This is a genomic window from Zoogloea dura, from assembly GCF_012927165.1.
In the GTDB taxonomy this organism is placed as follows: domain Bacteria; phylum Pseudomonadota; class Gammaproteobacteria; order Burkholderiales; family Rhodocyclaceae; genus Zoogloea; species Zoogloea dura.
Window position 1 is genome coordinate 143,926 of sequence record NZ_JABBGA010000010.1, and the last position, 21,899, is coordinate 165,824.

General features: G+C 62.2%; 23 protein-coding genes and 1 other RNA gene. 8 read left to right on the plus strand and 16 right to left on the minus strand.

Annotation, left to right across the window (positions count from 1 at the left end):
* Nucleotides 1-5: 5 nt before the first annotated feature.
* The 9 genes from mraY to HHL15_RS14035 form a co-directional block, all read right to left on the minus strand.
* Complete coding sequence (gene mraY / locus HHL15_RS13995) at nt 6-1,094, minus strand: phospho-N-acetylmuramoyl-pentapeptide-transferase (protein WP_169146402.1); 1,089 nt, start codon at nt 1,092-1,094, stop codon at nt 6-8.
* A gap of 60 nt (nt 1,095-1,154) precedes the next feature.
* The gene (locus HHL15_RS14000) at nt 1,155-2,531 is read right to left on the minus strand and encodes a UDP-N-acetylmuramoyl-tripeptide--D-alanyl-D-alanine ligase (RefSeq protein ID WP_169146403.1); all 1,377 of its coding nucleotides are present in this window, start codon (nt 2,529-2,531) and stop codon (nt 1,155-1,157) included.
* Nucleotides 2,528-4,048, minus strand: coding sequence for a UDP-N-acetylmuramoyl-L-alanyl-D-glutamate--2,6-diaminopimelate ligase (locus HHL15_RS14005; RefSeq protein ID WP_169146404.1), 1,521 nt, complete (start codon nt 4,046-4,048; stop codon nt 2,528-2,530). Before HHL15_RS14005 ends, HHL15_RS14000 begins: the two co-directional genes overlap by 4 nt.
* Nucleotides 4,048-5,808 (minus strand): peptidoglycan D,D-transpeptidase FtsI family protein, encoded by a 1,761-nt coding sequence (locus HHL15_RS14010; RefSeq protein WP_169146405.1) that lies wholly within the window; start codon nt 5,806-5,808, stop codon nt 4,048-4,050. Before HHL15_RS14010 ends, HHL15_RS14005 begins: the two co-directional genes overlap by 1 nt.
* Nucleotides 5,805-6,071, minus strand: coding sequence for a cell division protein FtsL (gene ftsL, locus HHL15_RS14015; RefSeq protein ID WP_169146406.1), 267 nt, complete (start codon nt 6,069-6,071; stop codon nt 5,805-5,807). The genes HHL15_RS14010 and ftsL overlap by 4 nt, the downstream gene beginning before the upstream one ends.
* A gap of 84 nt (nt 6,072-6,155) precedes the next feature.
* Complete coding sequence (rsmH, locus tag HHL15_RS14020) at nt 6,156-7,085, minus strand: 16S rRNA (cytosine(1402)-N(4))-methyltransferase RsmH (RefSeq protein ID WP_169146407.1); 930 nt, start codon at nt 7,083-7,085, stop codon at nt 6,156-6,158.
* A complete protein-coding gene (gene mraZ / locus HHL15_RS14025; protein ID WP_169146408.1) occupies nt 7,082-7,528 on the minus strand; it encodes a division/cell wall cluster transcriptional repressor MraZ in 447 nt (148 codons plus the stop codon). The genes rsmH and mraZ overlap by 4 nt, the downstream gene beginning before the upstream one ends.
* A gap of 350 nt (nt 7,529-7,878) precedes the next feature.
* Nucleotides 7,879-8,266: RNase P RNA component class A (gene rnpB / locus HHL15_RS14030), an RNA gene on the minus strand.
* 41 nt (nt 8,267-8,307) lie between these two features.
* Nucleotides 8,308-8,736 (minus strand): hypothetical protein, encoded by a 429-nt coding sequence (locus HHL15_RS14035; protein ID WP_169146409.1) that lies wholly within the window; start codon nt 8,734-8,736, stop codon nt 8,308-8,310.
* 219 nt (nt 8,737-8,955) lie between these two features.
* Here HHL15_RS14035 and HHL15_RS14040 point away from each other — a divergent pair, with 219 nt between their 5' ends.
* The 4 genes from HHL15_RS14040 to HHL15_RS14055 all read left to right on the plus strand — a co-directional run bounded on the left by HHL15_RS14040 (nt 8,956) and on the right by HHL15_RS14055 (nt 11,965).
* Entirely contained in the window at nt 8,956-9,486 is a 531-nt protein-coding gene (locus HHL15_RS14040) for a hypothetical protein (RefSeq protein WP_169146285.1), read from the plus strand.
* Nucleotides 9,483-9,959: a glycine zipper family protein gene (locus tag HHL15_RS14045; protein ID WP_169146410.1), complete on the plus strand. Its 477-nt coding sequence runs from the start codon at nt 9,483-9,485 to the stop codon at nt 9,957-9,959. Before HHL15_RS14040 ends, HHL15_RS14045 begins: the two co-directional genes overlap by 4 nt.
* 61 nt (nt 9,960-10,020) lie before the next feature.
* Nucleotides 10,021-11,184: a UbiH/UbiF family hydroxylase gene (locus HHL15_RS14050; RefSeq protein ID WP_169146411.1), complete on the plus strand. Its 1,164-nt coding sequence runs from the start codon at nt 10,021-10,023 to the stop codon at nt 11,182-11,184.
* Nucleotides 11,185-11,239: 55 nt separating this feature from the next.
* Entirely contained in the window at nt 11,240-11,965 is a 726-nt protein-coding gene (locus HHL15_RS14055; protein ID WP_169146412.1) for a DsbC family protein, read from the plus strand.
* An 18-nt stretch (nt 11,966-11,983) separates the two neighbouring features.
* Here HHL15_RS14055 and HHL15_RS14060 read toward each other — a convergent pair whose 3' ends face one another.
* Together HHL15_RS14060 and mltA are read right to left on the minus strand one after the other, a co-directional pair.
* Entirely contained in the window at nt 11,984-12,832 is an 849-nt protein-coding gene (locus HHL15_RS14060; RefSeq protein WP_169146413.1) for an EAL domain-containing protein, read from the minus strand.
* Nucleotides 12,833-12,967: 135 nt separating this feature from the next.
* Nucleotides 12,968-14,206, minus strand: coding sequence for a murein transglycosylase A (gene mltA, locus HHL15_RS14065; protein ID WP_169146414.1), 1,239 nt, complete (start codon nt 14,204-14,206; stop codon nt 12,968-12,970).
* Nucleotides 14,207-14,401: 195 nt separating this feature from the next.
* Between mltA and HHL15_RS14070 the strand changes: the two genes are divergently transcribed.
* Together HHL15_RS14070 and HHL15_RS14075 are read left to right on the plus strand one after the other, a co-directional pair.
* Nucleotides 14,402-15,265, plus strand: a complete 864-nt coding sequence (locus HHL15_RS14070) for an ATP-binding protein (RefSeq protein ID WP_169146415.1) — start codon at nt 14,402-14,404, stop codon at nt 15,263-15,265.
* The gene (locus HHL15_RS14075) at nt 15,262-16,200 is read left to right on the plus strand and encodes a Nudix family hydrolase (RefSeq protein ID WP_169146416.1); all 939 of its coding nucleotides are present in this window, start codon (nt 15,262-15,264) and stop codon (nt 16,198-16,200) included. The genes HHL15_RS14070 and HHL15_RS14075 overlap by 4 nt, the downstream gene beginning before the upstream one ends.
* A 45-nt stretch (nt 16,201-16,245) precedes the next feature.
* Here HHL15_RS14075 and HHL15_RS14080 read toward each other — a convergent pair whose 3' ends face one another.
* Complete coding sequence (locus HHL15_RS14080) at nt 16,246-16,473, minus strand: DNA gyrase inhibitor YacG (protein WP_169146417.1); 228 nt, start codon at nt 16,471-16,473, stop codon at nt 16,246-16,248.
* Between the two features lie 381 nt (nt 16,474-16,854).
* On the opposite strand from HHL15_RS14080, the gene HHL15_RS14085 reads away from it, so the two are divergent.
* The gene (locus HHL15_RS14085; protein ID WP_169146418.1) at nt 16,855-17,157 is read left to right on the plus strand and encodes a type II toxin-antitoxin system Phd/YefM family antitoxin; all 303 of its coding nucleotides are present in this window, start codon (nt 16,855-16,857) and stop codon (nt 17,155-17,157) included.
* 3 nt (nt 17,158-17,160) lie between these two features.
* Nucleotides 17,161-17,544 carry a type II toxin-antitoxin system RelE/ParE family toxin gene (locus HHL15_RS14090; protein WP_169146419.1) on the plus strand — a complete coding sequence of 128 codons (384 nt, stop codon included), beginning with the start codon at nt 17,161-17,163 and terminating at the stop codon, nt 17,542-17,544.
* A 284-nt stretch (nt 17,545-17,828) separates the two neighbouring features.
* Here the strand turns inward: HHL15_RS14090 and HHL15_RS14095 are convergent, their stop codons facing one another.
* From HHL15_RS14095 to HHL15_RS14110, 4 genes are all read right to left on the minus strand, one after another.
* Nucleotides 17,829-18,593 (minus strand): hypothetical protein, encoded by a 765-nt coding sequence (locus tag HHL15_RS14095; protein ID WP_169146420.1) that lies wholly within the window; start codon nt 18,591-18,593, stop codon nt 17,829-17,831.
* Nucleotides 18,594-18,684: 91 nt separating this feature from the next.
* Nucleotides 18,685-19,848 carry a flagellar assembly protein T N-terminal domain-containing protein gene (locus tag HHL15_RS14100; protein WP_169146421.1) on the minus strand — a complete coding sequence of 388 codons (1,164 nt, stop codon included), beginning with the start codon at nt 19,846-19,848 and terminating at the stop codon, nt 18,685-18,687.
* 12 nt (nt 19,849-19,860) lie between these two features.
* On the minus strand, nt 19,861-20,466 hold the full coding sequence (locus HHL15_RS27015) for an LPP20 family lipoprotein (RefSeq protein ID WP_408065729.1): 606 nt from the start codon (nt 20,464-20,466) through the stop codon (nt 19,861-19,863).
* A gap of 1,000 nt (nt 20,467-21,466) precedes the next feature.
* Nucleotides 21,467-21,862, minus strand: a complete 396-nt coding sequence (locus tag HHL15_RS14110; RefSeq protein ID WP_169146423.1) for an H-NS histone family protein — start codon at nt 21,860-21,862, stop codon at nt 21,467-21,469.
* Nucleotides 21,863-21,899 lie beyond the last annotated feature (37 nt).

The following is a 21,899-nucleotide window of genomic DNA, read 5'->3' on the forward strand; positions in this document are numbered from 1 at the left end:
TCCGATTACCGCAGCTTGAGGGAGGACAGGCCGAACAGCACGAGCATGATCGTGATGATCCAGAAGCGCACCACCACCTGAGTTTCCTTCCAGCCGCCGAGTTCGTAATGGTGATGCAGCGGGGCCATGCGGAAGATGCGTTTGCCACCGGTGTACTTGAAGTACATCACCTGCACCATCACCGAAAGGGCTTCGGCCACGAAGAGGCCGCCCATGATGAAGAGCACGATCTCCTGGCGGACGATCACCGCAATCGTCCCCATGGCTGCGCCGAGGGCCAGCGCCCCCACGTCCCCCATGAAGACTTCCGCCGGATAGGCGTTGAACCACAGGAAGCCCAGGCCCGCCCCGGCGATTGCTCCGCAGATCACCGCCAGCTCGCCGGCACCGGGGATGTAGGGCACCCCGAGGTACTTGGAAAAGCCCATGTGGCCGGCGACATAGGCGAAGATCGCCAGCGCGGCGCTGACCATCACGGTCGGCATGATGGCGAGGCCATCCAGCCCGTCGGTGAGGTTGACCGAGTGGCTGGTGCCGTTGATCACGAAATAGGTCAGGACGATGAAACCGAGCACGCCGAGGGGATAGCTCACCGCCTTGAAGAAAGGCACGATCAGCTCGAGCTGGGCCGGCACCGAGGCCGTCAGCCCCAGGAAACAGGCCGCGGCCAGGGCGATGGCCGAGGTCCAGAAGTATTTCCAGCGGCTCGCCAGCCCCTTGGGGTCGCGGTACACCACCTTGCGCCAGTCATCGACCCAGCCCACGGCACCGAAGCCCAGGGTCACCAGCAGCACCACCCACACATACTTGTTGCCCAGATCGCCCCACAGAAGCGTGGTGAGCGCAATGCAGATGAGGATCAGCGCCCCGCCCATGGTCGGCGTGCCCGCCTTGGTCAGGTGGGACTTGGGGCCATCGTCGCGCACCGCCTGGCCGATCTTCTTGGCGGCCAGCCAGCGGATCACCGGCGGGCCGAAGACCAGCGACAGGACCAGCGCGGTCCCCGCGGCCAGCATCGTGCGCAGTGTGATATAGCCGAACACGTTGAAAAAACGCGCATCCTTGCCGAGCCACAGAGCCAGTTCAAGCAGCATGACACTCTCCCGGAAGCGTTACGGAAGACACTGCAGCCACATCGGCACTACGAAACATCATCAAACCTTCTCCGCGATGGCATCGACAACCCGTTCCATTTTCATGAAACGTGATCCCTTGACGAGCACCACCGTATCTTCATTGAGCTCCGCCTTCACCGCTGCGACCAGGTCGTCCAGCTTGGTGAAGTGGTGCCCGCCTTCTCCGAAGTTGCGTGCGGCAACCTCGCTCATCTCACCCAGCCCGAACAGGAAATCGATGCCCTCGCTCTTGGCGTAGCCGCCGATCTCGTCGTGGTACTGGAAACTCTGGTCGCCAATCTCACCCATGTCGCCGATCACCAGGATCTTGCGACCCGGCGTGGCGCCCAGCACCGCGATCCCGGCGCGCATGGAGTCGGGGTTGGCGTTGTAGCAATCGTCGATCACCGTGGCGCCATTGACGCCCTTGCGCAGGAACAAGCGGCCCGGCGTGCCGGTATAGCCTCCCAAGCCGGTCGACACCGCATCGAGGGAGACACCTGCGGCCAGGCAGGCCGCTGCCGCCGCGAGGGCATTGCGAACGTTGTGCTGCCCAGGCACCTGCAGGCGGAAACGGGTGCTGCCCTTGGGGGATTCGAGCACCACATCGCTGACAAAACCGTGGGCGTTGCAGGTGGCACGCACGTCGGCACCGGCCCCCAGCCCGAAGGTCAGGGTGTGACGCCCGCCATTGAGCGACCTCCAATATCCGGCGAAGGGGTCGTCGGCGTTGATGACGGCCACGCCGTCGGACGACAAACCCTCGTAGATGGCGCCCTTCTCGCGGGCGACCTCATTGATGCTGCCCATGCCCTGCAGGTGCGCGCGCTGGGCATTGTTGACCAGGGCCACGGTCGGCCGCGCCAGATGGGTCAGGTAGCCGATCTCGCCCGGATGGTTCATGCCCATCTCGATCACCGCGGCCCGGTGATTGCCGGACAGGCGCAGCAGCATCAGCGGCAGGCCGATGTCGTTGTTCAGGTTGCCACGGGTGGCCAGCACGCACAGGTCGGGGTCGAAACCGTCGAGCCGCGCCTGGGCGCGCAGGATCGCCGCGCACATTTCCTTGACGCTGGTCTTGCCGTTGCTGCCGGTCACACCGATCATCGGCAGGTCGAAGCGGCCCCTCCAGGCGGCAGCCAAGCGCCCCAGGCCGTAGCGGGTATCCTCGACCACCAGCAGGGGCAGCGGCACCGGATGAGTCGCCGCCCAGGCCCGGTCGACCATTGCCGCAGCCGCGCCCTGGCTGACCACGCCCTCGACGAAATCATGACCGTCGAAGCGCTCCCCGCGCAGGGCCACGAAAAGCTGGTCGGACTGCACCGCCCGGGAGTCGGTGCTGACCGAGAGAAAGGACGCGGCACCACCCACGGCGGTGCCGCCGGTGGCCAGCGCGGCTTCCTGCAGATCCATCATGACAGGTCTCCCTGGGCTTCATTCCAGGCTTCGAGGGCGGCGCGGGTCTGCTCCACGTCCGAGAAGGGGTGACGCACCCCGTTGATTTCCTGGTAGGGCTCGTGGCCCTTGCCGGCAACCACGACCACATCGTCGGGCGCAGCGGCGAGCACCGCACGGCGGATCGCCTCGGCACGGTCGGGGATACTCTCCGCCGCCGGACCTGCCGCCTCTGCGATGTCGCGAATGATGGCGAGAGGATCCTCGCCCCGCGGGTTGTCACTGGTCAGCACGACCTTGTCGGCCAGACGCCGGACCACCTCGCCCATCAGCGGGCGCTTGCCCGGGTCCCGGTCGCCACCGCAACCGAAGACGCACACCAGGCGGCCATTGCGAGCCTTGACCGTGGCCCGGATCGCAGTGAGCACCTGCTCCAGGGCGTCGGGGGAATGAGCGTAATCGACCACCACCAGCGGCTCACCGATCCCGCCGATGGTCTGCATGCGGCCCTGGGGCGGGGTCAGGTCACCCGCGACATCCGCCGCGTCCTCGAGGGTGAAGCCCGAAGCCATGAGGGTGCCGATCACCGCGAGCAGGTTGGAGACGTTGAACTGGCCTACCAGGTGGGGCGCCAGGTCGGCCGAATCATTGCCGCAGCGCGCGGTGAAACGGATCCCGGCAGCGGTCGTGGTCAGCCGGTCGGCCAACAGCACGCGGTTGACCGGTGCCGCATCCGCATTGCTGGGAATCAGGGTGTAGCCGATCACCTCCATGCCGCGCCCGGCCAGACGCCGGGCCTGCTCCATGCCGAAACGGTCATCGAGATTGAGGACGACCGAACGCAGGCCTTGCATGTTGAAGAGGCGGGCCTTGGCCGCGCCATAGTTCTCCATGCTGCCGTGGTAATCCAGGTGATCGCGGGTCAGATTGGTGTGCACGGCGACATCGAAGTGCAGGCCGTTGAGCCGCCCCTGGTCGAGGCCGATCGAGGACACCTCCATGGCCACGGCCTCAGCGCCCGCCTCACGGAAATCAGCCATCGTGCGGTGCACGGTGAGGCTGTCGGGGGTCGTGTTGAGGCTGGCCGAGAGGGCCCCGGGAAAGCCGATACCCAGCGTGCCGATCACACCGCACTTGCGCCCGAGGGTCGCAAAGGCCCGCGCCAGCCACTGGGTGACCGAGGTCTTGCCATTCGTCCCGGTCACCCCGACGGTCCACAAGAGCTCGGAAGGACGCCCATAAACCTCATGAGCCAGGTAACCCGACAGGGCTGCCAGGCCCTCAACCGGCAGATTGGGCACCGGCGGCAGCGAGGCATCCCAGACATGTCCGTCACGCTCCCACAGCACGGCGGCGGCGCCCGCATGCACGGCATCGACAATGAAACGACGGCCATCAGCGCGCAGTCCCGGAAAGGCCAGGAACACATCACCGGCCCTCACCTGACGCGAATCGGCACACAGACTCCGGGGCTCGACGCCTTCAGCGGCCAGGGCCTCGATCAGGCGGCGCAACTTCTGATGGGGCACGTCGACCATCACATGGACTCCCGCACGACGGGTGCTGCAGTCACCCCCTGGCGTGCTACCTGCAGGGGCTTGAGTGGCGCATCAGGTGCCACGCCCAGGGTCCGCAGGGCACCACCGGTGACCTGGGCAAAGATCGGGGCGGCCACATCACCACCATAGTGCTTGCCATTGCTGGGCTCATCGATCATCACGGCAACCACCAGACGCGGATCGGAAATCGGCGCGATGCCGACAAAGGAGGCCACGTACTTGTGGGCATAACGCCCCCCGACCAGCTTCATGGCCGTACCGGTCTTGCCACCAACCCGGTAACCCGGCACGTTGGCCTGCGGCGCAGTGCCGCCCTGCTGCACGACCAGTTCGAGCATCTGGCGGACCTCCCGCGCTGTCTGTGGCGAAAAGACCCGCGTGCCATGCACCGGGGGGGCATCCAGGCGGGAGAGCGACAGGGGCACGATGTCTCCATCGCGGGCAAACACCTGGTAGGCGTTGGCCATCTGCATCAGGTTCACCGACATGCCATGACCATAGGACATGGTGGCCTGCTCAATAGGACGCCAGGCCTTGGCCGGACGCAGCCGGCCGCCCACCTCACCAGGGAAACCCAGCTTCAGGGGAGATCCGAAACCCAGATCGTCGAGCATCTTCCACATGGTTTCCGGCGGAAAGCTGAGCGCCATCTTCGCCGCGCCGATGTTGGACGATTTCTGGATGACCTGTGCCACCGACAGCGCGCCATGAGGATGGGCGTCGGAGATCGTTGCCGAGCCGATGGTCATGCGCCCCGGGGCACAATTGATGATCGTATTGGCGGTGACCTTGCCATTCTCGAGCGCCATGGCGGCCGTAAACGGCTTCATGGTGGACCCGGGCTCAAAGGTATCGGTCAGGGCGCGGTTGCGCAGCTGGTCGCCCGTCAGCTTCACCCGGTTGTTGGGGTTGTAGCTCGGCGCATTGGCCAGCGCCAGGATCTCGCCCGTCTTGGCATCCAGCACCACGACACCACCGGCCTTGGCCTTGTGGTCAGCCATGGCCTGCCTGAGCGCCGCATGGGCGAGGTACTGGATCTTGTTGTCCACCGACAGAGCCACCTCGCGACCATCCTGGGGAGGACGAATCGACTGCACATCCTCGACTACGTTGCCACGGCGGTCCTTGACCACCCGACGCGAGCCGGGCTTGCCAGCCAGCTGCTGCTCGAAGGCCAGCTCGATCCCTTCCTGCCCCTTGTCGTCTACGCCGGTGAAGCCCAGCACGTGGGCCATGACATCCCCCCCGGGATAGAAGCGACGGAATTCCCGCTGATCGTGAACACCCGGCAGCTTCAGCGCCGCGACCCGGTCGGCCAGCTCGGGAGAGACCTGGCGCTTGATGTAGACAAAGTCCTTGTCCGTGGCCAGCTTCTGGTTCAGATCACCCACCTCCATCTCGAGCAGGGCTGCCAGCTGGCGCGTCTGGGCAGGCGTCAGCCGGGCATCCTCGGGAATCGCCCAGATGGATTTGACCGGAGAGGACACGGCCAGCACATCCCCCTGCCGATCGGTGATCTTGCCGCGGGTGGCCGGCACGGCGAGCACCCGCGCATAGCGCGACTCTCCCTTGGCCTGCAGGAATTGATCGTTGACACCCTGCAGGTAAGCGGCGCGGCCGATGAGGGCCATTGACCCACCCAGCAGGCACAGCAGCACAAAGCGCGGCCGCCAGGCAGACAATTCGGAACGCAACAGGGGATTGTGATTGAAGGTGACGCCCTTCTTGGCCTTGGTCATGGCCGCTCCTCGATGGCGATGATCTGCCCGGACTGAGGGGGACGCATCGTGAGCTTTTCACGGGCAAGCTTCTCGATGCGGGCATGGGCGGCCCAGGTGCTTTGCTCAAGCTGGAGCTGCCCCCATTCGACTTCCAGCTGATGGGAGCGCTGCTGCTCCCGCTCCACGGCCGCATAAAGCTTGCGTGCCTGGTGCTGTGAAGCCACCACACCGAGGCTGCTCAGCACCACCAGCATCACCAGGAATCCCGTGATCCGTGCCATGTCAGTCCTGCCCGGCAGCCCGCAAGGAACGACATGCCCCTCGGGGCCCGCGAACGTGGAAGTAAACCTGGGGCTGTTTCATGATCAGGAGTCGGCACGCTCGGCGATCCGCATCACCGCACTGCGCGAACGCGGATTGGCGACCACTTCGGCATCCGACGGGTAGACCGGCTTGCCCACCAGGGCCAGCTTGGGACGCGGAAGGTCGGCCGCCCGCACGGGGAGGCGCGCAGGAAGCTGGGGCGGCCGCGATGCGTCACGCATGAAACGCTTGACGATACGGTCTTCGAGGGAATGAAAGCTGATCACGACGAGGCGCCCGTGCGTTGCCAGCGCTGCCACCACCTGGGGCAGGACTAGCGACAGTTCCTCAAGCTCTTGATTGACGCAAATCCGTAGAGCCTGGAAGGTGCGCGTCGCAGGGTGTTGACCCGGCTCGCGTGTGCGGACCGCTTTTTCCACGAGCGCGGCAAGCTGTCCAGTGGTCGCAACATGCCCCCCTGCCCGAGCAGCAACAACCGCCTTTGCAATCTCATAAGCAAACCGTTCTTCACCGTATTCCCTCAGCACCCGGGTTATATCTGCGACCGACGCTTCCGCCAGCCACTCCGCCGCGGTCACCCCGCGGGTCGTATCCATTCGCATGTCCAGCGGCGCATCGAACCTGAAGCTCATGCCCCGCTCCGCCTCATCCAGCTGAGGAGAAGACACCCCCAGATCCAGGAGGACACCGTCCACCTTGTCGATACCGCGCTCCGCCAGCGCCCCGGCAAAGTCCGAGAACGGCGCATGCACGAGCTCGAAGCGCGCGTCCTTCACAGCCTGCCCCGCCGCCACCGCCACCGGATCCCGATCAAACGCGATCAGGCGCCCGGCCGGCCCGAGCCGGGCCAGGATCGCGCGGCTATGGCCGCCACGACCGAAGGTGCCGTCCACATAGACACCGTCTGTCTTGATGGACAGGGCCTCCACTGCTTCTTCCAGCAGCACCGTGATATGCGCGGGAGAGGTCACAGCGGCAGATTTTCCCAGCCAGCAGGCATCAGGTCGGCGCCCAGGGCAAAGATCTGCTCCTGCTGCCGCTGCCAGCCCGCATCCGACCACAACTCGAAGTGGTCGCCCTGCCCGACCAGATGGACCTGCTTCTCGAGCTGGGCGAAGTTGCGCAGCTCGGGAGCGATCAACACGCGCCCGGCCGAATCGAGCTCTTCGTCACGGGCAAAGCCGACAAGCAGCCGCTTGAGCAACGCGGAATGCTGATCGAGGCTGGAACCGGCAAGGACCTTGTTACGGATGGGCTCCCAGGCAGGGGCGGGGTAAATCAGCAAGCAGCGGTGAGGATGCGCAGTGAGGACAAGCTGGTTCTCGGCGAGCTTGGCGAGCGCGTCCCGATGCCGCGCCGGTATCGCCAGGCGACCCTTCGCATCGAGAGTGAGCGCTGCTGCGCCTTGAAACATGATTCCCCCACTTCTTCACCCGGACGAGTCGGAAAAATTCACTTTTTCCCACTTTGGCCCACTTCGCCCCACTTTAGAGCAAAAGAAATAGGCGGTCAAGCTGACCCGGACGTAAATTTCTTTTGGACACAAGCACTTAGGAAAGCAACACAGCCGGCGAGGGAAATCCGCTTATAAATCAACGGCCATACAAACATTGCAAAAGTGCTGCATCAATCACACCCCCCTGGGGCGCACCAAGACCTCCGGCGGCCATCGCTGCGGGGGAGCAGAGAAAATGGGTGCTGCGACGCAGCATCAGGCGCCAGAAACGGCCCGAAGTGGAAAAAAGTGGGGGATGTGGGGCGGGGAAGGGAAGTCCGCCGATAAGCCGGGTTCTGTCGAGCGGGCTGATCGTGAGAGCAGCCCGCCGGGCAATCATTCCTCTGGTCGACGCGTTGCCGCGCCGCTCTAGCAGCCTACCCGGGGACTCCGCGAGCAGCGTCAGCGTCCCCCTATTTGGCCTTGCCCCGGATGGGGTTTACCGTGCCGTCCGTGTCACCACGTCCGCGGTGGGCTCTTACCCCACCGTTTCACCCTTGCCTGTGCTCCGAAGAGCCATCGGCGGTCTGCTCTCTGTTGCACTTTCCGTCGCTTTCACCGTGAGGCTATGGCGCCCGGCCGTTAGCCGGCATCCTGCTCTGCGGGGCCCGGACTTTCCTCGATGCCGGAGGGCACCGCGATTGCCTGGCGAACTTCCCGCCGCGATTATAGCGGCGCAACCCCGCCGCGTCCCGCCTTTAATCGGCCTCGCGCAGGTCGGAGGCCTGATTCAGAACCTCGCTGATGATGCAATCAAGGCGCGAACGGGTAGACGGATCACTGGAGTCTCCCCAGGCAGTGATCGACTCCCCGATCGACAGCCCGACATCGACCTTACCGCAAGCCCCCTCGCCAGCGAGCCCTGGCAAACGCCCGGCCACCCGACGGCCAAGACGCCCACCGCCGGCAAACACAACCACGACATCGTCTGTCTTGTGATCAATTCCGAGGCTGCGCACCCCCATGGCACGCAATGCAGGCCCGTGCGCCGCCTCCACGTGAGCAGCAATCACAGGATTGTCCCTCGGCTGCCCCACCACCGGCGGATCAAGCTGAAGATAGAAGACCACGCCCACTGCCACCAGGATGATGGCGCCAAGGGCAACGACGAGCTTGCTTACATCCATGAGACTCCGGCTTTACACAAGAAGACAATCGGTATTGTCCTTGAGACCTCCCCCCTCGGCCATGGTATAGCACACAAGGCCGGCAGAATGCAGACGTAAGCAAATGTGTAGAACAGCACCGGCCGTCGCATCTGCTTACCTCTGTAAAGCCCGGACTGGCACACCCCCGGGCCGGCAAGTGCTGCAATGAACCATTGCCAGTCTGGTACCCCAGGAATCATGACCTCACCTCTCTCACGCAAGTGCCTGATGCTGGCCCTGCTTGCCACAGCAAGCCTGACCACCCTTCCGGCACAAGCTGGCGGTCCGCACGGACACGGCCATTTTCATGGTCCATCCTATCGTTCTCATGGCTACTATGGCCCCAGCCCCTGGTGGTGGGTCGCGGGAACCGGTCTGCTGCTGTACCCGCAGATCGTGGCTCCGCGCCCCCAGGTGATCGTCCAGAGCCCTCCGGTCGAGCCCATCATCGTTCAACCGCAATCCACCGCACAAAACTGGTACTACTGCGACAGCGCCCGCGCCTACTACCCCTATGTGCAGACCTGCGCCGAAGGCTGGCGCGCCGTCCCGGCCACCCCCGTGGCCACGGCCCAGCAGGCCCCGGCACCAGCACCGGCCTCGAGCCCCGCCGGCGGCAACTGGTATTACTGCGACAGCGCACAAGCCTACTACCCCTACGTGAAGGAATGCCCGGGTGGATGGCGCGCCACCCCGGCGACGCCCCGCCCCCCCGGAGGCCCCCAATGAAAGCCGCCACCTGCCTGATTCCGCTGGCCCTCCTCGCTGGCTGCGCCAGCCTTCCGGCCGGCCCGCGAGTCGCCGTCATGCCGGCTCCCGGCAAGCCCTTCGAGGTCTTCGTCGCGGAAGAGCGGACATGCCGGGACTACGCCGCCAGCACCCTCGGCACCGATCGAAACGAGCTGTCCAGCCGCAACATGGTTGAGGGCGCCATCGCCGGAACGGCCATCGGCGCCACCGCCGGCGCCCTTGGCGGCGGTCAGCGGGGCGCTGCAGCCGGCGCGGCGGCCGGGCTGGTCATCGGCTCGGCCGCGGGTGCTGGCAATGCGGGCTACGCCGGCAGCGAAGCCCAGCGGGCCTACGACATCGCCTACCTGCAATGCATGTACGCCAAGGGCAACCAGTTGCCGGGTAGCGCCTACCGGCAGCCGATGGCCCCGCCTCCGCCCACGTACAGCTACCCGCCACCGCCCACCCGCTGACGCCACCACGGGTGACTTCCCCTGCGCCCTCCGGCACAATCCCGGCGCAGGAGATCAGCCCATGAAATTCGATGTACTCGTTGTAGGCGCCGGCCTGGCCGGCGCTGCCCTGGCCGCGGCCCTTCGCGGCAGCCGACTCAAACTTGGCGTCGTGGAAACCCGGGCCCCGGCCCGCCCCGCCGGCTGGGACCCCCGCATCTACGCCATCAGTGCGGCCAACGTGGACTTCCTCTCCTCGATCGGCATCTGGCAGCACCTGGACAGCACGCGCATCACCCCCATCTACGACATGGAGATCCATGGCGACGCAGGTGGCCGGCTGGACTTCTCTGCCTACGACTGCGGCCTGCGCGAGTTGGCCTGGATCGTCGAGTCGAGCCTGATGCAGATCGAACTGTGGGAAACGATCAAACGCCAGCACAACGTCACCCTGATCTCTCCTGCCGAGCCAACCGCGCTGTCGATGGGCGCCGACGCCGCCAGCCTGACCCTGGCCGATGGCCGGCGCCTTGAAGCCCGCCTGATCGTCGCCGCCGACGGCCGCGACTCCTGGGTCCGCCAGGCGGCTGGCATCGGCGCACGCAACACGCCTTACGACGAGAAAGGCGTGGTGGCCAACTTCCGCTGCGCCAAGCCGCACCGGGACACCGCCTTCCAGTGGTTCCGCAACGACGGCGTGCTCGCCTACCTACCCCTGCCCGAGCAGCACATGTCCATGGTCTGGTCGGCTCCGGACGCTCTCGCCGATGAACTCGTCGGACTTCCCCCCCAGGCACTCTGCGCGCGGGTTGCCGAAGCCGGGGACTTCCGCCTCGGCGAGCTTGAACTCGTCACGCCGGCCGCCGCCTTCCCGTTACGCCTGATGCGGGTGGACGACGTGGTGCAGCCGCGCCTGGCCCTGATCGGCGACGCCGCCCATGCCATCCACCCCCTGTCGGGCCACGGCATCAACCTCGGCTACCAGGATGCGCAGGTGCTCGCTGGGCTGCTGGCCGGCCTCGACCCCTGGCGCGACCCCGGCGAGCTGCCGGTGCTGCGCGCCTACGCCCGGGCCCGGGCAGAGGAAACCGCGCTCCTGCAGTACACCACGCACGGGCTCAACCGGCTGTTCAAGCCCACCCACCCGCTGCTGTCAGGAATTCGCAACCTGGGACTGAACCTCACCAACACCCTGCCTGTCGTACGCAATGCGCTGGTGCGCTACGCGATCGCCGGCCGCTTCTGATCACACCACCCAATCCGCCACATATACAAATCGTGGCCGCCCCGGAGACCTCCCCATGAAATTCCCCCTCGTCCGCAGCCTGCTCGCCACCATCCTGCTGGCAGCCGGCCTTGCCCAGGCGGCCGACGAAAACTCCGTCAAGAAAGGCCTGGAAGGCTTCCTCGACGCGCCCGCGGTGGAGAGCGTCAAAAAGACGCCCTACGGCGGCCTTTACGAAGTCGTCCTCAAGTCGGGTGAGCTGCTCTACACCGACGGCAACGTCAGCTTCATCATCGACGGCAGCCTGATCGACGCGAAAACCCGCAAGAACGTCACCCAGGCCCGCATGGCCCAGTTGATGAAGATCGATTTCGCCACCCTCCCCCTCGACCAGGCCATCAAGCAGGTACGCGGCAACGGCAAGCGGGTGATCGCGAGCTTCGAGGACCCGAACTGCGGCTATTGCAAGCGCCTTGCCAAGGATCTGGTCAATCTCAAGGACGCCACGATCTACACCTTCCTGTACCCCATCCTGAGCCCGGACTCCACCGAGAAGTCCAGGAACATCTGGTGCGCCAAGGACCGCGCCGGGGCCTGGAACGACTGGATGACCGCCGGCAAGGTGCCTGGCGCCGCCGCAAGCAACTGCGACACCAGCGCCATCGACAAGAACGTGGCCCTCGGCCAGAAGATCAAGGTCAGCGGCACGCCCACCATCTTCACCGCCGACGGCAACCGCCTGCCCGGTGCCGTGCCCCTGGCCCAGCTCGAGCAGGCCATGGTTCAAGCCTCCGGCAAATAAGGCAGGATCCGCCCGCCCTCAGGCCGCCTCGCGGGGGCGGCGCAGGCTGGCCACTGGCAGACACTGCTCTGCCGGCCGGCCGACCAGAAAGCCCTGCACGAACTCCACCCCAGCCTCCAGAGCCAACTGCGACTGCAGCGTATTCTCGATGCACTGGCAGATCACAGCCGTACCGATGCGGCGCAGCTCCACCGCCAGCTCCGTCATGACCAGCCGGGCCAGGCTGAGGTGGCCGGCATGCCCGATCAGGCTCCGGTCCAGCTTGACGATGTCCGGCGCCAGCGCCTCCAGCCGATCCAGGCAGGCCGTGTGCCGGCCGAAATTGTCGATGGCAATGCGGTAGCCCCGCGCCCGGTAGGCCTCAAGGGCAGTGGCCAGGCGCAGCAGGGGGTCGAATCCGTCATCCGGGATCTCCAGCACGATGCGATCCGGCGTCAACCCACAGCGCGCCAGGATCGCCTCGAAGGCCAGGCCATGATTGGCGCGCACGCTGCGCAGCAATTGGGGATGCACGTTGACGGCAAGAACCCCCCCCTCCTGCTCCTGCTGCAGCAGGAAATTGAGGGCATGCAGGGTCCGCACCTGGCGATCCAGCTGCACCAGCGACGGGTCATCGGGCATTTCCAGGTAGACCGCCTGCGCCGGCACGCCCACCCATGGCCCCTCAATGACACGCAGCAGCGCCTCGTGCCCCGCCACCCGGCCGCTCCGGCAGTCCACGATGGGCTGGAAGGCCGTGCCAAAGACACTTCCCGCCACCCTCGCCCGGACCCGGCCATCGACGATCTCGAAGCAGTCGTCCGCGGCCCCGCCCTGAAGGAGGCGATCACGTTTGTTGAAGTAACGGACAAGGTCGGCGAGGGGCATGGCGGTCTCCTTGATCCAGGCAGTCCGGCCCCACCCGGAAAGAGGGCGGGAGTTCCACGATAGTCCGTGGACCTGCATCAGCAAACCACGAATTTACGCAGAACTTATTACCGCCCGTCGACCTGCCCAAGTCGCCTAGCGGGGCACCTGGTCGCGGGGCCACAGCACCCACATCTCACCCTTCTGGCGCATGCGCCCGGCCCGCACGCCGGCCTCGGCGCCAAAGCCCCAGAAGAAGTCACCACGTACACCGCCCTTGATCGCACTGCCCGTATCCTGGGCCAGCATCAGGCGGCGCAAGGCCTGCGTGCTGTTGGGCTGGGTCGTGGACAGGAACACCGGCGCGCCCAGCGGAATGCTGCGCGGATCAACCGCCATGCTGCGCCCCTCCGTCAGCGGCTGCCCGAGCGCGCCAACCGGGCCGTTGGCAGTGCTGGAGACCTCGCGGAAAAAGATATAGCTGGGATTGGCGTTGAGCATCTCCTGCAGGCGCGCCGGGTTGGCCCTGGCCCAGGCCTTGATGCCGTCCATCGAAGCCTGTTCGAGCTTCATCTCACCCTTGTCCACCAGCCACTTGCCGATGGACTGGTAAGGATGGCCGTTGGCGTCGCCATAGGCCAGCCGCAGCATGCTGCCATCCGGCAGTTGAACCCGGCCCGAGCCCTGCACCTGCAAGAAGAAGAGCTCTACCGGGTCCTCCGCGTAGAGCAGCGTCCTGCTGGCAAAACGCTCCGGCATGCGAGCGATGTCGGCACGGCTGTAATACGGCAACACCTTGTTGCCGACCAGACGTCCGCGCACCCGCTGGCCTTTCAAGTCGGGGAAAACATCACCGAGATCGATGTTCAGTAGATCATCCGGCACCCCCAGCACCGGCCACGAATACGCCTTGGAGCGGACCCGGCTGCCTTTTATCAGGGGCTCGTAGTAGCCGGTGATGAGCCCCTCCCGGGTGCCATCCGGATTGCTGACCCGCCATGGGCTGAAGCGGCTTTCGAAAAAGCGGCGCACCGCGGCCGGTGCCGGGCGCTCGCCCAGGCCCCGCGCCGCCTCGCAGACGGGTTGCCACAAGGCCTGTCGGGCCAGGGCCCGGCACGAAGCCAGAAAGGCTGGCCACGCCTCCTCCACCGCATCACCGGCCCAGCCGGGCAGATCGGACCAGTCAGCCGCCTGCAATGGCCGGGCCAGCGGCAAGGGCGCAGGCGCCCCGCCGACCGCAGGGGCTGCGGCGGGCTGCTGCGCCGGTGCAGGAGCAGACGGAGACGCCGGGGGCTGTGGCCGAGCGGGCTCCTCGACAGGTCGTGGCGTACCGGCACAACCGGCCAGCAGGAGGGCGGCCACGAGGCCGGACAAACGGGAAAAGGTGAGAAACATGGATGGGTTAAACTCGCGACTCGCGGATGACAGCCGCGCAAGTATACCCAGTACCCGGCGCCCGCCCGGGCCAAACCCGCGAAAGAACCTCGATGTGGCTGATCGGACTTGAACTCGGCATCGCCGCCGTATTGCTCGTCATCGTCGCGCTGGCCCTGCGCCAACCCAAAAACAACGATTCGGAAACGCCTCCCCATGACTGATCTGAACCAGTTCCTGTCCCGCGCCGAGCGACTGCTCGAACGCCTGGAGCAGTTCCTGCCCCCCGCCCTCACCGAACCCGACTGGAGCGCCTCGGTCGCCTTCCGCTGGCGCCGCAGCGGCAAGGCCGCCAGCCTGCAGCCCATCCCCCGCCCGCACCAGATCCGCCTGTCCGACCTGCAGGACATCGACGACAAGAAAGAGCGCATCGTCGCCAACACGCGCCAGTTCCTGGCCGGCAAGCGGGCCAACAACGTGCTGCTGACCGGCGCCCGGGGCACCGGCAAGTCATCGCTGGTCAAGGCGGTGCTCACCGAGTTCTCCAGCCAGGGCCTGCGCCTGATCGAGGTGGACAAGGACGATCTGATCGACCTGCCCGACATCGTCGAACAACTGGACGGCCGCCCGGAGCGCTTCATCCTGTTCACCGACGATCTGTCCTTCGAAGATGGCGAGCCCGCCTACAAGGCCCTCAAGAGCGTACTCGACGGCTCCGTCGCGGCGGTGCCCGACAACGTGCTGATCTACGCCACCTCCAACCGCCGCCACCTGATGCCCGAGTATTTCGCTGAAAACGCGGCCACCAAGCACCTGGATGGCGAAGTGCACCCCGCCGAGGCGGTAGAGGAGAAGATCTCCCTGTCGGAGCGCTTCGGCCTGTGGATCTCCTTCTACCCCTTCAGCCAGGACGAATACCTGGCGGTGGTAAACCACTGGCTCGGCGAGTTCGGTGTGCCCACCGACGCCATCGCCAACGCCCGCGGCGAGGCCCTCCAGTGGGCGCTCTTGCGCGGCTCCCGCAGCGGCCGGGTCGCCTGGCAGTTCGCCCGTGACTACGCCGGGAGATTCGAGGCATGAAGAAGATCGTCCATGTTGCCGCGGCAGTCATCACCCGGCCGGACGGCAGCGTGCTGCTTGGCCAGAGGGCGCCCGACACCTTTTACCCCGGCTACTGGGAATTCCCCGGCGGCAAGGTCGAAGCCGGTGAAACGCCGCGCGAGGCGCTGGTACGCGAACTCTCCGAAGAGCTCGACATGGAGGTACTTGAGGCCCATCCGTGGCTGACCCGCGAGCACGTCTACGAACACGCCCATGTCAGCCTGCACTTCTTCGAGGTGCCGGCTTGGCGCGGCGAAATCCACGACCGGGTCCATGCAGCCCTGAGCTGGCAGCATCCGGAGCGCTTCGAGGTGGGGCCCATGCTGCCCGCCAACGGCCCGATCCTGAAGGCCCTGCGCCTGCCCCGCCGGATGGCCATCACACAGGCCGGAGACATCGGCTGCGACGCCCAGCTGGCTCAGCTGGACAAGGCCCTGGCCGCAGGGCTGCGCCTGGTCCAGATCCGCGAACCCGGCCTGTCCGGCGACGCGCGCGAGGCTTTCGCCCGGAACGTAGTGACCCGCTGCCACGCTCACGGCGCCCTTGCCCTGGTCAATGAAGACATCGAACTGGCGCGCCGCATCGGGGCGGACGGCGTCCATCTCCCGGCCCGCCAACTGGCCGCGCTGGAGAACAGACCCGATCTGGAATGGGTTGGTGCGTCCTGCCACACTCGCGATGAACTGCTGCAGGCGGCACGCCTCGGGCTGGATTACGCCCTGCTGGGCTCGGTGGCGCCGACCGCCAGCCATCCGGAACGCAACCCGCTGGGCTGGCCGGCCTTTGCCGAGATGGTCAGGAACCTGCCCCTCCCGGTCCTGGCCCTGGGCGGCCTCGGCCCGGACGATCTGGCAGCAGCAAAGACCCACGGCGCCCACGGCATGGCCGGCATCCGGAGTTTCTGGAAGGCTTGAAGAAGAGGCCGCAGACGGAGGCGGCCCAAAACGCTCCAACGCGCTCTAATGGCGGGAGGAGCCAGGAGGTCGGGCAGGGCTGAGAGGGTCCGCGTCGTTGTCGAGGGGAGACTCCCCTTCAACCCGATAGACACCGGAAGCCCACGCTCCCAGGTCGATCTGGCGGCAGCGCTCCGAGCAGAACGGGCGCTGAGGATTCTCCGGCCCCCAGACAACTTCCTTGGCGCAGGTTGGACATTTGACAACGAGGGGGGGCTTGGCAGCTTCGCTCACAGATTGCAGAAAGTAATATTGAAAAACAACATAAGCTATTGTTTTTTATATGTATTTTTAAAGTCAACTCTCGGCAGCTACACATCCAGCTACACACATTCGCTGAGCGCCCGCTGACACGCTCTGCTGCGGCGCTAGCGCACGAAAACGCTGTGCGCTCAAGAGCTTCGTGCTGATTATCGATTGAGCACCTACGACGTGTCCACAGTGTCTCGCTTACATGGCCTCTCGCAACAAGGCAAGGGCAGCAGGGCGAACGAAGACAGGCTGCGTCAGTTCCCACACCCGACGGCAAGCACCCTCTGAACGGCCTTGACAGCAAGGTTGAAGGCACAAAATTATGTACTATATTTTGTACATCTTACTTAGTTGGAGCCTACCATGGCTTTCTCAGTCAATGACGTGATACCGCTCTCCCAAGCCCGGGCCAACCTGTCGGAGCTGGCCGACCAGGTTAAAGCTGGCGCAGAGAAGATCATCACCAAGAACGGCGAGAGCTACGTCGCTCTGATCGACGCTCAGCGACTCGATCACTACCACCGCCTCGAGCGGGCTCACATCCACCTTCAGTTACTCGACGAAGCAGGCAAAGGACTTGACGACATCGCAGCGGGTCGCGTTGCAGATGCCACGACTGCTCTGCAAGCAATCAAGCGTCGCAGAGCAGTCAAGACGAGCGGCTGACCGATGCCGACCGAGCAACACGCAGTCAAACTCACCAGAAACTTTGAGCGCAATCTAGACGACATCGAACGCTTCCTCGACAAGACCGAAGCGACGAGTGCATTCGATCTGCTTCTTGATGAACTGGCTGATGCCGTCATCCCGAACCTTGAGAGCTTCCCTAAGATGGGCCGGCCGTTTCTTGATCGCCCTGCGCTATCCGTTGAAGCCATGAGCCGGGTTGAAAAACTTCGCACACAGCTTAACGGGCTCGGTAGTAGCTCAGACATCCGTGAGTACGTCTTGAGTCACTATCTTGTGCTCTACACCATCACAGAGGCGACGATTTATCTACTATCGATTCGACACCATCGGCAGCTTTCGTTTGATTTTGGAGATTTCTGGTAAATCGGGGCCAGATCCCGTCAGACAAAGGATGAAATCCCCGACCCAGCGACTGCATCTCGGCCTTAATGGCCGTTGGTCTCGAGTACTGTATCGGACCGAAATTTTCTGCCTACCTGTCGCTCAGGCTACGGCGTGCTTACTGGCTCCGAGATGCTGAGCTGTTCTCAAAGAATGCAAACAGAGATGTATTGCGTTAAATTTCACACTTGAACTCTACCGCCCCGACGTTCTCTTTTACAAAACGCTCCACCGCGCGCAGCAGAAGAACAGAATACCGCTCAAAATTAGTCTTGATTCTTTCTATTTAACACCCCAGAAAAACCGCACGCAGCCCCATGATAATAAGAGCAATTATCCTCGTCTATTTCCGCAGCCTCACCTTCAAATCTTATGGTAACAGTACATACTTGATCACCCTCCTTTTTAATAAGCGTCAGAACATTATTGACCACTGATCCAACCCCCTCTATTGCACCTGCACATCCAGACGGACTACTCACGTTCAAATCAACATTAAATCCTCCTGCCGCAGGCTTTATACTCATCTCTCCATCACCCTCCAACGCCCCCCTCCAATACCCAGAAATCGCGGAGATATTTTTTTGCGGCCGCTCAGTTTCATGGCCCTGAGAAAGCTCGCCCCTCTTCTCCTCTCGAGCACCATTTATACTATTAGAAACAGCAATCTTCAGCTGATACAAATCGATTCTAGATATACCACCCACAGAGACAATATGCTCATCTTTATCATCAAGCTGCGATTCGTATGTTATCGGAAGCTGAATAGTTCCACCTGCAACCAATTTTGCCGAACAACTAAATTTCTTAATTTTTTCATCAAATGCACTTGCACGCGGCAATTCAATCTTCAGATTTTCTTCGAGCTCTTTATCAGTAACCCCTTCGCGCCCACCCAGTTGCTCTGCGATAATCTGGCGCACCAACGCAAAAGTACTCTCATCGGAGCATTTAGGAGGCTCTTTTGTGCAGCCGGCTAAAACTGCAGCAAACGCGGAAACAAAAATCAGCAAAACAGCTTTTGTTTTCACAAACATTCCTTTTAATTAAGCAACACACAGAAAAGCCAAAAAACCGCCCATGGAAAAATCACGCATTTTCTTGCCTAAAAAATGATCGACTTCAGTGCTCGTGCAATTCATCTCCTACCTCAAGCTGCACCCCGCCTCCAGGAGATTTCAAACGGCCGATAGCAAAGCGCGGATAAACAGTCGTTATTACAACTTCTCCTAAGGAGCGTTTCTCGTAGCCAAGGACCTCACCACTCAAAGTAGTAACCGGCTTATTATCAGACCTGAATACTGAGAATATATCTCCAACACTCAGCCCCTGCTCCGCACCAGCGTCAAGGTAAGCTAAATTCTGCCCACGACGGATAATCCGCGCTGAGAATGGCAGGCAACTTGCGGTCACCTCTGCCCAACGAATCACTTCATCTAGCACATAAGCATAAGCCTTACCAAAATCCGTCGCATAATGCGCTGCACTGCCAAAAATAATGCTACTCGGAACTTTTACGTTACCGTATGCCGTACGATGGAAGCGACGGCGAGCAACACAAAAGCCAGTAGAAGCATCTAAAATCAAGACATCCAGGACTATTTCTCGACTTTTCTCGTCAGCAGCTAAAGCGAGCGAAAGGAAACGGCCTGCTAATACGTACTGCGCTCTATGGTGCCGAGCAGCCTCGCGTACCAAGCGCGCGCCCTGGAGATCGGCACTAGCATTATCGGCAACCCTCTCTGGAACCAGCGGGTTAATCATCAAATCGCCTTGGTAATCGACTAGAATCGCAGGCTTTTCCGGAAAACGGCGAGCCACTTCACTTGCAGTTAGCTGGGCATAACCGTTCATTTCCTGAATCAATATCTGCTCAGGTCGAAGCAACGGAAATCCTGCCAGCAACAAACGGCGAACATGCCCCTGGGTACATGCCTGCGCCGTACCACCTTGAACATCTCCGAGTTGGGCCTCTAAACGAACCCTATAGACTCCATCCTCCGCGCTCTCTTGCAAAATCTTGTGGTGTTCTATTCGCAGCCTGGAGCTGAGTACAACCTCATCAAAATTCTGTATCCCTTGAGACGTTGTACCAGTGCGCGCATCGATCTTTACGACACCTTGTCGTGCCGCATCAGCCAACGCACTGCGTAGGGCCTCTTCACGAGCAGAATTCTGATGCCCAGGCTCTATAGGTGCAAAGCCTTCTCCAATCACCGTTTCAGCTTGAATACTTGACTGAATTAAAAAGCAAAGCACTGCAGCCGCATAGCAGGAAAAACGCATCCTCTTTCAAATTCAGTACGTTGAATAGTAGTAAGCACTCGGCTGGACACATCCGTTTACACCACAGGTTGCATCGGATAGCCTAGCAGGAGCACCACAAAAAGCTGTGTTATTAGATACACAATAAAAAAATGCCGGGGTCAGATCCAGCTCCACAGTAGCTTCATAATTACCGTCGGCCACAGGAGTCAAGCTTACGACTCGGGCACCACGTATAAATGCGTCAACATACGTGCGAATACTGTCGTTTTGAGTCGCAAACGCCGATACAGACGTATTCCCCGCGATGTAAAAACCGTAAACTTGCTCGGCTAGATTTCTATAGGCGTCCACTCTGGCGGCACGCATTGCAAGCAATTTTTGCTGACCCAGAGTGTACTGGGAGTTACTTCCTCCCACAGCTCCGTAACCGACTGCGGTCAGTTTGCGCGACGACATTACCGCCGGACGCAAATCCTGAACGGAATTGCAGCACGGATTATAGACGGTACCACAGCCGGTCAAAAGAACAGAAAGGCTGAGCCCGCATAAAACTTTCTTCATCGAAGCCATGATGACATTTATGTTGTTGTGACTATAGCTACATCGGCTTCCAGGAAAAATAATTAAGGCCATCATGCCGAATCAGACTTCCCAAATTGGGGTGAACTACTTCACAGGCCAAGTACTTACTATTTTGGCGCCCCTCGACTTTGCACGGTGAGAAAGACGTCCAGATAAACGCGGACTCCCAAACCATAAACATCTCAACCAATTGATTATTAAATCAAATGAACGATAAAGAATAAGATATATCGAGGCGCTCAGAAGGTATTTCAAACCACCGAACCGATCAAGGCAATAATTGAGGACAACCCGTCCTTTGGCTACCGGACGGTGGCCCACCTGCTGGGGTTCAACAAGAACATGGTGCAGCGGGTGTTTCAGCTGCGTGGCTGGCAAGTGCGGAAGCGTCCGGTTGGGTTTCGGCCCCGGATCGAGGCGCGGCGTTCGCGGGCATCTCAACCGAACGAACGCTAGGCGACGGATCTGTGCCGTGTCTGGGCGGGCCGTGACGGCTGGGTCACGCTGGCGCAGGTGATCGACTGCTTCAGCCGTGTCACCGACCGGCACATTGGAGCCAGTTGATGATCGGCACAATGGAGCCACCCACGGATCGGCACATACGCGCCAGCGCCGGATCGGCGTAGTGGAGTCCGTTTCACTCTGACGGCCGTCTCGACCTTTCGCGGCCCACCGCTACCCTGCCAGGCTTGGCAGGAGCAAGCCGGTTGCCCGCAGGAGTATCTAGATGCACGATTACCGCCAGGTCCTGATGCGTTTGCGTCAGGGCGACTCGGAGCGCGAGATTGCGCGCTCCGGTTTGATGGGCCAAACAACGCCAAATCGGCTCTTGCCAACACCCTGAAAAACCCAGTCTTGAACCACTGAAGACATCCGTCAGAGACGATTCAAACTGGCTCCTATCTGCCGATCATCGGTGGCTTTATTGTGCCTGTCAGTGACAGCAATTCGCAAAAAAACTAGACGGCACTTACCCCCATCCACAGCCTCTGATCTCCGTAGACGGAAAACCTTGGCCAGGATGGGCATACATCTTCCTATGCAATGTATTTACTTAATCTTTAATCAACCAAGCATCTAGATCACCGCCGTTATTCAGATAAGTTTGAATCCACGCAGGCTTGCGTCCCTTACCCGTCCATGTCAAGGATGCGTCAACAGAGCTGCGATACTTGGGCACACCCTTCCCCTTTTTTTCAATCGTCTCCTTCTCTGCACGAGCTTTTCTTCTCTTCGGCTCGGCGGCTACCAAACCTAGACTTTCAGCGATCTCGCTCATATCAAGACCAAGAGCCTTCACTTTCTCGATAATTTCATTCATCGCAGCTTGCTTAAGAGAACGTTCGGCCTCTTTCAACTCAGCCTCAACTTGAACCTTTTCAGCAGTCAGCATAGCAAGCTGCTCGTTAAGCTTGGCAAGCTTGTCCTTCAGTTCGTCAACAGTACTCATTCGTGCTCCTTTCGCTATAGACATAACCAAACTAACA

Excerpts from the sequence above, each read along its gene's own strand:
- mraY (WP_169146402.1), bottom strand. The coding sequence starts at position 1,094 with ATGCTGCTTGAACTGGCTCTGTGGCTCGGCAAGGATGCGCGTTTTTTC.
- mraZ (WP_169146408.1), bottom strand. The coding sequence starts at position 7,528 with ATGTTTCAAGGCGCAGCAGCGCTCACTCTCGATGCGAAGGGTCGCCTG.
- HHL15_RS14090 (WP_169146419.1), top strand. The coding sequence starts at position 17,161 with ATGCCGACCGAGCAACACGCAGTCAAACTCACCAGAAACTTTGAGCGC.
- HHL15_RS14045 (WP_169146410.1), top strand. The coding sequence starts at position 9,483 with ATGAAAGCCGCCACCTGCCTGATTCCGCTGGCCCTCCTCGCTGGCTGC.
- HHL15_RS14110 (WP_169146423.1), bottom strand. The coding sequence starts at position 21,862 with ATGAGTACTGTTGACGAACTGAAGGACAAGCTTGCCAAGCTTAACGAG.
- HHL15_RS14005 (WP_169146404.1), bottom strand. The coding sequence starts at position 4,048 with ATGGTCGACGTGCCCCATCAGAAGTTGCGCCGCCTGATCGAGGCCCTG.
- HHL15_RS27015 (WP_408065729.1), bottom strand. The coding sequence starts at position 20,466 with ATGATGGCCTTAATTATTTTTCCTGGAAGCCGATGTAGCTATAGTCAC.
- HHL15_RS14075 (WP_169146416.1), top strand. The coding sequence starts at position 15,262 with ATGAAGAAGATCGTCCATGTTGCCGCGGCAGTCATCACCCGGCCGGAC.
- HHL15_RS14055 (WP_169146412.1), top strand. The coding sequence starts at position 11,240 with ATGAAATTCCCCCTCGTCCGCAGCCTGCTCGCCACCATCCTGCTGGCA.
- HHL15_RS14035 (WP_169146409.1), bottom strand. The coding sequence starts at position 8,736 with ATGGATGTAAGCAAGCTCGTCGTTGCCCTTGGCGCCATCATCCTGGTG.
- HHL15_RS14085 (WP_169146418.1), top strand. The coding sequence starts at position 16,855 with ATGGCTTTCTCAGTCAATGACGTGATACCGCTCTCCCAAGCCCGGGCC.
- HHL15_RS14100 (WP_169146421.1), bottom strand. The coding sequence starts at position 19,848 with ATGCGTTTTTCCTGCTATGCGGCTGCAGTGCTTTGCTTTTTAATTCAG.
- ftsL (WP_169146406.1), bottom strand. The coding sequence starts at position 6,071 with ATGGCACGGATCACGGGATTCCTGGTGATGCTGGTGGTGCTGAGCAGC.
- mltA (WP_169146414.1), bottom strand. The coding sequence starts at position 14,206 with ATGTTTCTCACCTTTTCCCGTTTGTCCGGCCTCGTGGCCGCCCTCCTG.
- HHL15_RS14000 (WP_169146403.1), bottom strand. The coding sequence starts at position 2,531 with ATGATGGATCTGCAGGAAGCCGCGCTGGCCACCGGCGGCACCGCCGTG.
- HHL15_RS14050 (WP_169146411.1), top strand. The coding sequence starts at position 10,021 with ATGAAATTCGATGTACTCGTTGTAGGCGCCGGCCTGGCCGGCGCTGCC.
- HHL15_RS14070 (WP_169146415.1), top strand. The coding sequence starts at position 14,402 with ATGACTGATCTGAACCAGTTCCTGTCCCGCGCCGAGCGACTGCTCGAA.
- HHL15_RS14040 (WP_169146285.1), top strand. The coding sequence starts at position 8,956 with ATGACCTCACCTCTCTCACGCAAGTGCCTGATGCTGGCCCTGCTTGCC.
- HHL15_RS14010 (WP_169146405.1), bottom strand. The coding sequence starts at position 5,808 with ATGACCAAGGCCAAGAAGGGCGTCACCTTCAATCACAATCCCCTGTTG.
- HHL15_RS14060 (WP_169146413.1), bottom strand. The coding sequence starts at position 12,832 with ATGCCCCTCGCCGACCTTGTCCGTTACTTCAACAAACGTGATCGCCTC.